This window comes from Hahella sp. HN01, from assembly GCF_018986435.1.
Lineage (GTDB): Bacteria > Pseudomonadota > Gammaproteobacteria > Pseudomonadales > Oleiphilaceae > Hahella.
Genome location: NZ_JAHMIN010000053.1, coordinates 1 through 12,655 on the forward strand (window position 1 = coordinate 1; position 12,655 = coordinate 12,655).

Annotated in this window: 12 protein-coding genes; 6 read left to right on the forward strand and 6 right to left on the reverse strand. The window is 54.1% G+C overall.

Annotated elements, in window-relative coordinates:
- Positions 1-40: 40 nt before the first annotated feature.
- Together KP814_RS29805 and KP814_RS29810 are read right to left on the reverse strand one after the other, a co-directional pair.
- Entirely contained in the window at positions 41-514 is a 474-nt protein-coding gene (locus KP814_RS29805; RefSeq protein ID WP_216740201.1) for a hypothetical protein, read from the reverse strand.
- A gap of 127 nt (positions 515-641) precedes the next feature.
- Entirely contained in the window at positions 642-4,208 is a 3,567-nt protein-coding gene (locus KP814_RS29810) for a response regulator (RefSeq protein ID WP_216740202.1), read from the reverse strand.
- A 239-nt stretch (positions 4,209-4,447) separates the two neighbouring features.
- Here KP814_RS29810 and KP814_RS29815 point away from each other — a divergent pair, with 239 nt between their 5' ends.
- The 4 genes from KP814_RS29815 (at position 4,448) to KP814_RS29830 (ending at position 7,532) form a co-directional block, all read left to right on the forward strand.
- Complete coding sequence (locus KP814_RS29815; protein WP_216740203.1) at positions 4,448-4,918, forward strand: hypothetical protein; 471 nt, start codon at positions 4,448-4,450, stop codon at positions 4,916-4,918.
- An 11-nt stretch (positions 4,919-4,929) separates the two neighbouring features.
- Positions 4,930-5,280, forward strand: coding sequence for a hypothetical protein (locus KP814_RS29820; RefSeq protein ID WP_216740204.1), 351 nt, complete (start codon positions 4,930-4,932; stop codon positions 5,278-5,280).
- Between the two features lie 319 nt (positions 5,281-5,599).
- Positions 5,600-6,406 (forward strand): trans-aconitate 2-methyltransferase, encoded by an 807-nt coding sequence (locus KP814_RS29825; protein WP_216740205.1) that lies wholly within the window; start codon positions 5,600-5,602, stop codon positions 6,404-6,406.
- A 484-nt stretch (positions 6,407-6,890) separates the two neighbouring features.
- Complete coding sequence (locus KP814_RS29830; RefSeq protein WP_216740206.1) at positions 6,891-7,532, forward strand: endonuclease/exonuclease/phosphatase family protein; 642 nt, start codon at positions 6,891-6,893, stop codon at positions 7,530-7,532.
- 62 nt (positions 7,533-7,594) lie between these two features.
- Here the strand turns inward: KP814_RS29830 and KP814_RS29835 are convergent, their stop codons facing one another.
- On the reverse strand, positions 7,595-8,461 hold the full coding sequence (locus KP814_RS29835) for a LysR family transcriptional regulator (RefSeq protein ID WP_216740207.1): 867 nt from the start codon (positions 8,459-8,461) through the stop codon (positions 7,595-7,597).
- A 101-nt stretch (positions 8,462-8,562) separates the two neighbouring features.
- Between KP814_RS29835 and KP814_RS29840 the strand changes: the two genes are divergently transcribed.
- On the forward strand, positions 8,563-8,961 hold the full coding sequence (locus tag KP814_RS29840) for a DoxX family protein (RefSeq protein WP_216740208.1): 399 nt from the start codon (positions 8,563-8,565) through the stop codon (positions 8,959-8,961).
- 1 nt (position 8,962) lies between these two features.
- Entirely contained in the window at positions 8,963-9,643 is a 681-nt protein-coding gene (locus KP814_RS29845; protein ID WP_216740209.1) for a glutathione S-transferase family protein, read from the forward strand.
- 17 nt (positions 9,644-9,660) lie between these two features.
- On the opposite strand, the gene KP814_RS29850 is transcribed toward KP814_RS29845, so the two are convergent.
- The 3 genes from KP814_RS29850 to fepD are packed head-to-tail and all read right to left on the reverse strand — an operon-like array spanning position 9,661 to position 12,553.
- Entirely contained in the window at positions 9,661-10,521 is an 861-nt protein-coding gene (locus KP814_RS29850; protein WP_216740210.1) for an ABC transporter ATP-binding protein, read from the reverse strand.
- Complete coding sequence (fepG, locus tag KP814_RS29855; RefSeq protein WP_216740211.1) at positions 10,518-11,567, reverse strand: iron-enterobactin ABC transporter permease; 1,050 nt, start codon at positions 11,565-11,567, stop codon at positions 10,518-10,520. The genes KP814_RS29850 and fepG overlap by 4 nt, the downstream gene beginning before the upstream one ends.
- Positions 11,564-12,553: a Fe(3+)-siderophore ABC transporter permease gene (gene fepD / locus KP814_RS29860; protein ID WP_216740212.1), complete on the reverse strand. Its 990-nt coding sequence runs from the start codon at positions 12,551-12,553 to the stop codon at positions 11,564-11,566. The genes fepG and fepD overlap by 4 nt, the downstream gene beginning before the upstream one ends.
- Between the last annotated feature and the right edge of the window lie 102 nt (positions 12,554-12,655).

The following is a 12,655-nucleotide window of genomic DNA, read 5'->3' on the forward strand; positions in this document are numbered from 1 at the left end:
GGGGTGGGCAGGTCGTAATTGGCTACAATGACTAGACGACTCAATCTCCCAACGCTCGAACTATCTCTCCTCTGGTCTGAATCAACTGCTCCCTGATCTCCTGCACAACGCTTTCGTCATCTGAGGCGAGTGCTGTGATGTTGGCGTCGAGGTAATTTATGGCGGTTGTGTAGGGGAGGTAGCGGTAGTCTTTTTCGGTGGCTTCGTCGATGGGGAAGTGTTTGCGGATGTCGTTTTCCGTCATGCTGCGGTAGACGATCACGTGAACGTCGTAGTGTCTTGGTCTGGGGTCGCCGTGGGGATTCCATTGCCACCATTCGGAGCCTAATAAATCCGTCGCCAGGGAGGGTGGGCCGAAGTCTTGGTAGGTCAGGTCGATGTAATGCTGTTTGGTGGACGTTGAGGTGAAGGTGGCGCAGGCGTTGAGTAATAAGATGCTGCCGATGGTCAGGATTATAGTTTTGGTATTGACGCGGACGAGTTGGTTGAGTGTGAGCGCTTTGAGTTGTGTCATGTGAAGGAATGCCTGAGGTTCAAACTACTCTCATCCTATCTCACTGGTGGGGGATATTTTAAGAACAAAGAGGATCATCTCCCGCCGAGATGGTCCTCTTAATTTGCCCATGGCGCCGGTCTGCGTGTCATGACGCCTGGTTGGACTTGGAGTCGTTGCGCTTCGCCTGGGGCGTCAGTTCATCCAGGTAGAGGAGAATTTTCCTTGAGGCGTGCAGGGAGGCTTCCAGTGAGCGTCGCAGCAGGGATACGACCTGTGGGCGCAGGGCGTGGTTCATGATGAGGATTTCTACACGTTTGCAGAGCATGGAAAGGGAGTCTGCGCCGATGGTTTTGGAGAGCCCGCCCATGATGTGGAGTTCTTTCTCGATTTCCCGCGTGTTTTCCGTGTTGAACGGCACGCTTAGATGAATGAGCAGGCGGTTGACGTCATCTTCAAAGCCTTCCAGCGCAATGCGATACGCTGAGAAATTGGAGCCGAAACGTCCGGCGGCTTCTTTTACATTAATGCCGATTTCCGCGCCTTTATTGAATACGGATTCCAGGGTGACGTCGCTGGCTGCATGCGGATGGGCGGCCTTGTCCAGGCGGCTTTCATCGGTGTACTTGAGAATGACCTGGCACAATTCGTTGATGTCGAAGGGCTTGCCAATGTGATCGTTCATCCCCGCAGCCAGACACTCCTCTCTGTCTTTTTCGAGTACGTTGGCGGTCATGGCCACAATGGGCAGAGTTTTGTAGCCGAACTTCTCGCGCAGGGCTCTGGTCGCCGCATAGCCGTCCATTTCCGGCATCTGGATATCCATGAGCACGATATCGAATTGAGAGCCTGCGTGGGTGATGGCGGTGATCGCTTCTTTTCCGGTGGAGGCGATATCCACGAACGCGCCTTCCGCCTGCAGCAGCTGGGAAGCGATCTGCTGGTTGGTGAGATTGTCCTCCACCAGCAAGATCCGAATGTCGGATAAACTGGCGCCGGTTATCACGCTGCTTTCCTGACTGCGGCGTTTTTGCGCGGATTTGGATTGCGACGCCCGCGCTTCGGCGACGGAATCCAGCAACATCGACGGCGTGACCGGTTTGGACAACAGGCCGTCAAAGGCTGCGTCGATCTGGGCGTCCCGCAGACCCGGGATGGCCTTGCCGCTGTTGGTCATCAGAATCAGCGCCGGAGGCGTATCGGAGCGCCGTATTTTCTGCAACTCCTCCGTCGGATTGGCGCCGCTGGCTTTGATCATATTCAGATCGACGAACACGGCGTCGTATTTCTTCTGCGAATCCTGGGACAGGGTCGCCAGTTCCGGTAAGGACAGGACGACATCCGAACTCCATCCCAGGGTGAGCGCCAGCTCTTTGATGCAGGCCGCCGCCCGTTTGTTGTCGTCGGCGATAAGGATGCGCAAGGCTTTTAGTTCCGGGCGGTTGATGTTCAACTCGCCGGTGCGGTTTTCAYCCACCGCCACTTTGATGTTAAAGCTGAACGCGCTGCCTTCTCCGAGCGCGCTGCGGACCTTGATATCGCCCCCCATCATTTCAATCAACTGTTTACAGATGCCGAGCCCCAAACCGCTGCCGCCATATTTTCTGGAGGCGGAGGCGTCGTCCTGTACGAAGGCTTCGAATATGTCTTTGCAGCGATCATCCGTCATGCCGATGCCGGTGTCTTCTACGCTGAACTTGAGCTCCAGTTCATCCTGAGTCATCACCGATAATTTCACGGTTAAGGTGATTTCTCCCTGATTGGTGAATTTGGCCGCATTGCTGAGAAGCTTGATGAGCACCTGTTTCAGTCTGGCCTCGTCGCCCACCAGGTTATTGGGGATTTTGTGGTCCAGATAAAAAATGACTTCGATGTCTTTGTTTTCGGTATGGGCGGAAACGAGATAACTGATTTCCCGCAGCAGCTTGTCCAGATTGAAGGCGTGTGGTTCCAGCTCAAGCTGACCCGCTTCAATCTTGGAGTAGTCGAGCAGGTCACTGACGAATGAGGTCATGGACTGAGAGGCGGACTCCAGTTTTTCCACGCAGTCTTCCTGCTGAGAGTTCAACGCAGTGCGTCTCAGCACTTGCAGGGTTTCGGAAATGGCGGACATGGGGCTGCGGATTTCCTGGCTCATGTTGGCGACAAAATCCGACTTTGATTTATTCGCCGAGAGCGCTTTATTCACCGCTTCACCCAGCTCCAACGTGCGTTCTTTCACGTCGTTGGTCAGCTTCTGGTTCAGCGCCTTGATCTGATTCTCCGCCTCCACTTTGTCTGTGATGTCGCGAATGATCGCAGCGGCGCCGAGAGTCCTGCCGTCCCATCTGGACTTGATCGGAAAGGAGGAGACGGAAACATTCACCAGTGCGCCGTCTTTGCGTTGCCGGGTGGTGTGATACGCCTTGACGGTCTGTCCCTGATTAATCGTTTTCAAGGCGTCGGTGTATTCGCTTTTCAGGCGATCTGGAACGATCAGTTTCGCCAGATTTTTGCCAAGGACTTCGTTTTCCGCATAGTCGAACATCTCCTCCGCGGATTTATTCCAGCTTTCCACCACCCCCCGCGAAGAGAGGCTGATGATGGCGTCGCTGGAATTGTCGATGATGGCGGACAGGCGCGCCTGGTCCTTCAACAAGCTCACTTTGCGGCCCATATAGGACAAGTAGAAATACACCAGCACGCCGGACAGGGCCAGCAGGACTACCAGTATTCCAGCCTGCACCCAGGCGGCGTTAGCGGCGGAGGCCAACACCAGCGACTGAGGTATGGTTAGAATAAAGTTCAGCGGCGCATTGGCGCGACTATCTAAGGAGACGATTTGAAACGGATAGGTGTAATAGCGCAGCGCGCTGATGCGGGACAGCGCCAGTTCTCCCGCCTGGGGCGGGTTGGCGAATTCGTCCGCCCAGGTGTTTCTCTTGCCCAGATCGAATCCATACTCCATGCCTTTGGCGGGATGGTAAATAAAATCGTTACCGGTGGTGGTGAGATAGGCGTTGTAATCCGCAGGCAGATCTTCCGCTAAGGTGGAATCGATTACCGGCTCAGCGTAGACATTGATGATGACAATGCCAAACACAGCGCCAAGACCGTCGTAGATTGGCGTCGCGAAGCGGAGGGTGGGCGTCAAAGGCGTGGCGACAACGCCGTTTTCTCTATTCAGATTGATAGGGGAGATATACGTCTCGCCTTTTTTGTGCTTGATTGTTTCCCTGAGGTAGGGACTGTCTCCTTTTGGCTGAAGCTTATCCCGGGCGACTACTGCGACGGCTCCGCCACTGTCTCTCTCCACGCGGACCAGCTCTTTGCCATTGTCGGCGAGTCCAATGAAACGAGCCTGCAGGATGGTGTCGTTAATCAACAGGTATTCGCGAAATATGACTTCCAGGCGATGCTCCCAGGTTTCGAGACGATTATTCTCCAACGGATCATACCCGTCATTCTCCGATGCGCGAATGATTCCCTGAATGGGCGGGGTTCTGGAGAGAAACTGGGTGACGTGAATGTACTCTTCAATCTCGTCATTGAACTTGCTGATGCGCAGCTGCGCCTGACCGGATACTTCCACGGATTGCTGCGCCAGAATTTTATTGATTTCCGCGCTGCGAGTGACAAAGTGCGCGGCGGGAACAATGACAAGAGAAGCCAAAACAGTCAGAACCGCCACACGAAGGCCGAGTCCGCGGTTGCTATGAGAAGAGCCTGTTTGCATGATGCTTTCTCCATAAGCAATGCAATCTACACGATCCAGAGGCGCACTTGTCGCCTTATACCTCCTGGTTGTCATAAGTGTAGTCTTAATAGTTGGTAAATCTAGGTGGTGGGGTTTATGGGAGAGTTTTGCTGTCTGGATGGATAATTGAAGTGGGCGTGAATATTGTGACTGGATCGGAATATATAAATTCGTTATGGAAGAGGCTTGGGCATCTGTTTACAGACGATGAAGGCTCATTGCCTGATATTTGGGTGGAAAACATCACCCAGGACGAGCTGGTGAAAATCTATGGCTGGGTAATGTCGCTTACCAGGCCAGCGGGGGACGCCATGCTATGGAGCCTGGAAGAAGATCGAGACATGCTGATCTCTGAAATTGCAGACCCGGCCTTATATTTTGTCCAAGGGAAAGCGGAGAGCTTTCGACATCTACTCGATGTTTTTGCGATGAATGGCGTGGCGATACCTCAGCTTTCCATTTGCCTTGGCGACAGTGGCGTCGAATTTGATTACCGCATGGGCAATGAATGGGGTCCCAAAGAAGTTAATGCGCTGTTTGAATTTCTGTATGAAATAAAGAGAATAGCGCCGTCAGCTAAAGTGACGCAGTCATACGAGGGCGCTTACTACAGCCCTGGTTCGGACTTCGCCTTGGCGTTTGAAGAGTATTGTAAATTAGCTGTCAGTCATCGTGATGATAATGGGTAAGTGAAGGTGTTATGAAAATACAAAACGCTAAAGATGTTCTGACCATTGATTGCGGCTTTCTCAAACCGCGCTTTCAGATCCTCATTGCCGAGGTGCAATCCTGGGCGTTTGTGGCGGAGGAGAATGGCGCTACTTACTTGTCCTTCCTGCTGGAAAACGCAACGCAGCATGTTTCAATTAGCGTTGCTGACGAGAATGAATTGGATCAGGTTCTGAAAGACATCGCATCTGCTTTAAACATGCCGCCGCATTTGGACATCGCGGAACAAAGATTGAACTGCGGCAAAGTAATCATGGCGGTGGATGGGACTCTCGGGGTGGCGGCCCTTGCGAGCATTTTGGTGTCTGCCGTCGTCATTTGAAATAGTTATCGGTTTTGAAATCGGTGGCTATCCAGCACGTATTCCCTGACGCAATCAAACAGAACTGAATTCTGGACATGAACCTGAAACCAATATTGAAAAGTACTCAGTAAAATAAGCGGTTTCCATTACTCGGTAACAGAATATTATGGCGCTGGTATGGCAAGTTAATAGCCAGATGCAGGGATGCGTTTGCGCGGCGACATGTTGAGGGAGGTAGTGCCAGAGATATCCAGGACCTGTCGTGGCGGATCAACAGGTTACGGGCAATCACAAGGAAGCGGGTTGTCCGCCGGGTTAATTATTCAGGGAGATTGCGATGGCGGCTGATTACGCCTTGGCGATAGGGAATGAAGATGTCGAGCGGCTGGATATTTTAAATGATATATATGGCGAAATAAGCGAAAAATATATTCGTCATGGGGTATTTGAGCGTTACCGTCCCAAGACGGTACTGGAAATAGGTTGTGGACATGGGCGTCTGCTTTGCTATTGGGCCGGCCTGCTTGCCGGCGAGCAGGGTACGATTACTGGCCTTGACTGTTTTAAGGAACAACTCCAGCAGACGGAGAAAAGGGTCCAGAACGAGAAACGCTTCAACGTGGACTTGATGGAAGCGGATATTAATACCGCAGAGATAGAGCGCCGGTTTGACTGCGTTTACGGTCGTTTCGTGTTAATGCACCAGCAGCATAAACAAACGTATCTGGAGAGAGTCGCAGGGCTGCTTAATCCCGGCGGAGCGGCTGTTTTTGAGGAGCCGGAAGTGTCCTGCCTGTTTTGCTATCCCTATCTGCCCGAGTTCTATTACGTTAATGAGCTGGTGCTTGAACTGGGCAAGATGAAAGAGGTGAATTACGACTATGGAAGCCGTCTACTGAACGATATGCCGGCTGCTTTGAAAGTGTGTGATATTCACATCGAGCAGCCCGTGTTGACGGACGCCAGAGAGAAGCTGGTTGTGGCGTACTCGTTTAAACAATTATCGGCGGACCTCATACGCTACAAGCTTATTGAGCCGGGACAAGCTGAAAAGACCTATAACAAGCTGGTTCAGCACGCTTGCGCCCCTGACTCTCTTATCGGTTCGCTTAAGTTGTTTCAAGTAACGGCGACTCGTCAGTAATTGATAGGGATTGTGTGATGACGCCAAGATCTGCGAAGGGTCAGAGAGTCTTCAGCGATGTTTACCAGCGTTGGCGCTCTTTCAGGCTGCAGAGATACCGGCTCCTTAATAATAAACGAGGGATTGTTTCCCGCGTAGAACGTTGATGTCAGCGAGATATGGATAATCAAATTAGCCAAACGACAGGGCTGGGCGTATGTAAGGGCCTGTCATCTCCTGATTGTTCCAGTGCTGTCGTGTTATTCCAGGCCCCATGCCTAGGACTTTGTGGAAAAGCGCTGAATTTTCATCGCCTATATTTCTCTGGGAATTGTTTGGATCGGGTCATTTTTTGGATCAACTGAAGGAATGACGGATATAGCCCCGCTTACCCTCTGAGTTCACGAAAATATTGGCGGCTGTGCTGACCATTGAGTCTCTGGTTGGCGCCTGATATTTATCATTGAATAACGGCTAATATGATTTTGATCCAGTTGAGGTGAATGTGAAAATAGCGACTTGGAACTCTCAGGGAAAGCCCACTACGGACCCTAAACAAAAGATACTGAAGCAACTGCTGAATGATTGCGACTTTGTTTTAATACAAGAGTGCGGCGGTCTAACTCAGGCAGAATTAGACGCCATTTCGGCGCACAAGATCCTATACAGTGTAGGGCAGGCCGGTGCTCTGAATAATCGTTGCACCACATGCATCATAACCCGGCATGTGGGGCTGTCGTTTGACTCAAAATACCTGCAAAGCGATACCGGACGAAGCGTAATCTATACCCAATACAATGGTATGGTGATTGGAACGCTGCATTCTAATGCTGGTGGAAGTGGTCAGTTTGACGCCACAACGGCGATGTCTCTGATTAACAATATTGGCGAAAATACTTTTATTGTCGGAGGCGACTTCAACTGTCAGCCATCTGAACTACCCAGTGGTATGACCAGAACCGTCCAGATAGGAACAGCGTCGAGAGGCTTTAAAGTCTACCCGTCCAGCTGCGGTAAGGTTACGCACCCTGGCTCTGGCAAAGAACTTGATTTTTTTCTGCGCAGCGAGGGTGTTTCCACCAAGAATACAGAACGACACCATGAGCAAGGCGGAGATCATTATCCAGTTGTAACTGAAGTCAGTTAGCTGATTTGATGCTCAGAAATTGAGTTTTCGGCTGGGGCGTCAATCCCGGCCACATTCCAGCCTTAAAAATCCAGACTCCTAAAATAGCTAACAAGCTGCTCAACAACGATCCGTATGCGCTCGGTCTTTTTTAAATCTGGATGGCTCAAGACCCACATGTCGCTGGTTTTTCCTGGCGCAAACTCCGCCAACTCGACCAATCCGCTGCGGCGTTGATCCACTGGCAGAAATGCAATGCCGTGTCCGCTTTCTGCGCAATAGGACATGGCGGTGAGTTCGTTGCATCTCGCCACGATGGCGGTCGCATGATTTTTCTCAAGCCAGGTAAACGCGGGCAGGTTGAGCATGCTTCCCGACGCGCCGATAAGCGGGTAGTCCGCCAGGGTTTCTAATGTTGGCGGCTGCGCGAAGCGCTCCATAAACGACTCCGCGACAAACATCGCCCAGGGGATCGAAGCGACCTTGCGGCCTATCAAATGATCTGGCGGCGAGCTGGTCGCTCTTACGGCGATGTCGGCGACCCGTGAATTCAAATTGAAATCATCGTTACTGGAGAGTATCTCGAAAGTGATGTCGGGATAATCTTGCGCAAGGGGGCGCAATGCCTCCGGCAGGTAACGGTTAGCAATATTGAAGGGAGCAGTAATCTTCACGACGCCGCTAGGTTGAAACTCCCTGCCGACAATCTGGCGTTCGATCTGCTCCGCGCCGTCGCGCATGCGGTTGGCGAACACGAGCATTTTCTCCGCCAACGGCGTCGCGACATAGCCTTTTGAGCCGCGCTCGAACAACTTCCCGCCGATCTCGTTTTCCAGAGATTCCATGCGTCTAAACACGGTTGTGTAGTTGACGCCCAATTCTTTCGCCGCCCCGGACATAGACCCTTTATGGGCGACCAGGGCGAGTATCTTCAGAGAATTCCAGTCCATAACTAATGCATTTATGCAATTTAGGATTTCAAAAATTACAACTGATAACGCATTAATGCAATGAATAGAATGAAAACATCACTATTCACTTGGAGACGCACATGACTATTTCCCGAAACTATGAACTGGCGGCTTTGCTATTGCGCGTGACGCTGGGCGTGGTGTTGATCACCCATAGCCTGTATTTGAAGCTGGTCGTTTTTACACTGCCGGGCACGGCTGAATTCTTCAGCTCTATCGGCCTGCCGGCATTTCTGGCCTACCTCGTTTTCTTTGTGGAGGCGGTGTCCGGGATTGCGCTCATCGTTGGTTTTCATAGCCAGATCGCCGCCGCCATGGTTGCGCCCATTCTGCTTGGCGCGACTTGGGCGCATTGGGATGCGGGCTGGTTGTTTGCAAATGAAGGCGGCGGCTGGGAATACCCACTGGTTTTGGTCTTGATGGCGGCCACCCAGGTTTTCTTGGGCAATGGTCGTTACGCCATCACCAAGGAGGCTTGAAATGAATACCGCAACGATTGAGCTGGTTAGCTTTAAGTTATGTCCTTACGTGCAGCGCTCTGTGATCACGCTGCTGGAAAAAGGCGTTGTATTTAAACGCACGGATATCGATCTGGCGAACAAGCCGGGCTGGTTTCTGGCGCTTTCACCCACAGGAAAAGTGCCTTTACTCGTGGTAGATAACAAGGATGCTATTTTCGAATCGGCGGTGATATGCGAATACCTTGATGAAGTCACGGAGGGAAGTCTGTTCCCGGCGGACCCTAAATTACGGGCGCTGCATCGGTCATGGATTGAATTTGGCTCACAAACCCTGGATGCGATCGGCAGATATTATTCCGCTCAGGACAAGGAGAGTTTCAGCCATGCGGAAGAACTGCTTCGGCGCCGATTTGAACGGCTGGAAGACGTGATTGTCGGCCCTTACTTTTCTGGCGCCGACTTCATGATTGTGGACGCTGTTTATGCGCCGGTGTTTCGCTATTTCGACGTGTTTAACTCTTTAATCAAAATCGATCTGTTTAAGGGGCTGGCGAAGGTCGAAGCCTGGCGCCGACAGCTGGCCGCCAGACAGTCCGTCATCGATGCGGTGGATGCGGACTTCGCGCAGGCGTTGATAGCTTTTATCATTCGCAAACAGGGTTATCTCTCGCATCTGCTGCAAGCTGGGGCGAAGGGATAGCGTTTTTCAGAGGTTCCCTAACTGTCTGCAATCGACAAGGCTTGCGCTTGTCCCTTGCCTCTGGGTATCACCAGCGGCGTATGGCTCACGGGGTCTTCAATGATCAGGCTGGACAGGCCGAAGACCTCTTCCACCAGCGCTTCGGAAATGATGCTGGCGGGCGGGCCTTCAGCAATGATGGCCCCGTCGCGCATGGCGATGAGGTGAGTGGCGTAGCGGCAGGCGTGGTTGAGGTCGTGCAGCACCGCAATGAGGGTGCGGTTGTCTCGGCGGTTCAGGGKGCGAAACAGCTCCAGCAAATCAATCTGATGGGTAATATCCAGATAGGTGGTGGGTTCGTCCAACAGCAATAAAGACGTTTGCTGGGCCAGGGCCATGGCGACCCAGACGCGCTGACGCTGGCCGCCGGAAAGCTCATCCACCAAGCGGTCGGCTAAATCCTCAACGCCGGTACTGATCATGGCTTCGTTTACGGCGTTTTCATCCTCCCGGCTCCAGCGGCGAAAGGCGCTTTGATGAGGATAGCGACCTCGGGCCACCAGATCCCGCACGCGGATGCCCTCCGGGGTGTTGGCGCTTTGCGGCAGCAGTCCCAGCTGACGCGCAACCAGTTTGGCGGGATAGCGGTTAATGTCCTGACCGTCGAGCAATACTTCGCCGGAGACGGGTTTCAGCAGGCGGCAAAGACTGCGCAACAACGTGGACTTGCCGCATCCGTTGGGACCCACAATCACCGTAAAAGACCCATCTGGAATCGAAACATTGAGATTCTCGCTGATCATGCGTTGATCATATCCCACCGTCAGGTTTTGAGCCCGCAAGCGCGGCGCCTGGCGTTGCGGTGGTTCGATATGCAGAGGGGAGGGCTGTCGCGTCATGAGGTTTTCCGCTGTGAGTCGTTGATAAGCAGCCAGGCCAGATAAACGCCGCCGATGCAGATGGTGACGACGCCAACCGGCAACTGACTGGGGGCGAACAGGTGGTGTGCGATCTGGTCCGCGGCAAGGAGCAACAAGGCGCCCATCCACGCGGCGTTCAGCAGACTGACGCCATCGGCGGCCAGCAAGCGGCGGGTGATCTGCGGCGCCGCCAGGGCAATAAAACTGATAGGACCGGTGGCGGCGGTGGCGGCGGCGGTGAGTGACACCGCCAGAATCATGAGCGTCAGGCGTGAGCGGTTAACAGCAACGCCCAGCGCCTGCGCGGCGTCGTCGCCCATGGCCAGCAGGCGCAGGCGTCTTTGCAGAGGGATTGCGGCGGCGATGGCCAGCAGACAAAAAATCAGGGAGGGTGACGCTTTGCTCCAGGTGAGGCCGTTCAACGAACCTGCTCCCCACAGGGCGGCGGACATGGCGGCTTCCAGGCTCGCGCTGATCATCATCCAGGTGTTAAGCGCATTGAGCAGGGCGCTGACCGCGATGCCGACAATGATCAATCTGAATCCCTGAGCGCGCCCTTTTCGCCAGGCGAGGGCATACACCAGCAGCGCCGTCGTTAATCCGCCTAATAAGGCTCCGGCGGCGGTCGTATAGTATCCGCCGTGGAAGACAGCGATCACCAGCAACGCGCCGCTGTATGCGCCAGTATTAAAGCCGACTACGTCAGGACTACCCAATGGGTTACGGAGTAACGATTGGAATATGGCTCCACTCACCCCCAGCGCAGCGCCGAGAATCAACGCCGCCGTGATGCGGGGCAGTCGCCATTGCGTCACGACAATTTGCGCCTGTTCCGGGCCTGCGCCGAATAGCGCGTTCATGACGTCGCTGAAAGGCAGCGTCAAGGTTCCCCAGCCCAGCGCGGCAGACCCCAGTCCCAGACATATCACGCACAGTATGCATCCCAACACCAGCGCGCGTTTGTGAATAGGGAGGTTGAAAGGAGCGTCCATTCCGCCAAGGAGAAAGTAGTCGGCGCGATTCACTGTGCGCCTCCGTGATGGCGTCGCGCCAGCCAGATCAACATGGGCGCGCCAAGAAAAGCGGTGACTATGGAGACGCGTAGTTCCCCTGCGGTGAGGAAGCGTCCCAGGATATCCGCTGACAGCAGCAAACAAGGAGAGAGGGTTAGCGTCAGCAGGATAATACAGCGCTGATCGGCGCCCATTAGCCAGCGCGCGATATGGGGAATCATCAGGCCTATGAAAGCAATAGGTCCGGCTGCTGCGGTGGCGCCGCCGCACAGCAAGGTGATCGCCAGGATAGATAGGCCCTGCACCCACTGTGGTTTCGCGCCCAGCGCCACCGCCAGGTCCTCTCCCATGGCGATGGCGTTAAGCGGCGTCGCCAGGAACAGCGCCAGGAGAATCCCGGCAACGATGACCGGAGCGACCCACAACACCGGCTCCAGACTGCGCACGTTCAGTGAGCCCGCGCTCCAATAACGCATGGTGTCGAAGACGGAAGGGTGCAGCAGGGTGACGGCGGACGCCACGCCAGCCATGACTGCGCCAATGGCGACCCCCGCCAGCACGAAACGCAATGGGTCCATGCGCGTCGCCCCGTAAAAGCCCGCGAAGAACACCAATAACGTGGTGAGTAAGGCGCCCAGCGACGCCATTCCGAGGTAGCCTGCCTGGGAGTGGATACCGAAAAACGCCACTCCAAGCACCATCGCCAATCCAGCGCCGGCGTTGACGCCAAGTATGCCTGGCTCCGCCAGCGGGTTGCGGGTCAATGCCTGGATCAACGCCCCGGAAGCCCCCAAGGCGGCTCCGGCCAACAGACCCAATAGCGTACGAGGTAAGCGGCTTTCCAGGATGATAGTGGCGTCAGGACCGCTGGTGTCGCCAAACAGACTGCCCATCACGGTGGCGAAGGGAATCGCCTTCGCGCCCAGAATTAAACTGAGTGCGGCGATCAGACCCAGCAGCGCCAGGCTGACTAGAAAGATAGCCCAACGAGTCTTCACGCAATGACGCCGACCATAAGGCCGGGAGGAATTGGAAGAGGGGGAGAGAGTTACGCCGCTCAAAATATCACTTAATGCAAATGAGAATGATTTGTATTAACG

What these genes read in the sequence shown, in the direction of transcription:
- KP814_RS29805 (WP_216740201.1), bottom strand. Translation starts at nt 514, where the DNA reads ATGACACAACTCAAAGCGCTCACACTCAACCAACTCGTCCGCGTCAAT.
- KP814_RS29820 (WP_216740204.1), top strand. Translation starts at nt 4,930, where the DNA reads ATGAAAATACAAAACGCTAAAGATGTTCTGACCATTGATTGCGGCTTT.
- KP814_RS29825 (WP_216740205.1), top strand. Translation starts at nt 5,600, where the DNA reads ATGGCGGCTGATTACGCCTTGGCGATAGGGAATGAAGATGTCGAGCGG.
- KP814_RS29835 (WP_216740207.1), bottom strand. Translation starts at nt 8,461, where the DNA reads ATGGACTGGAATTCTCTGAAGATACTCGCCCTGGTCGCCCATAAAGGG.
- KP814_RS29840 (WP_216740208.1), top strand. Translation starts at nt 8,563, where the DNA reads ATGACTATTTCCCGAAACTATGAACTGGCGGCTTTGCTATTGCGCGTG.
- KP814_RS29845 (WP_216740209.1), top strand. Translation starts at nt 8,963, where the DNA reads ATGAATACCGCAACGATTGAGCTGGTTAGCTTTAAGTTATGTCCTTAC.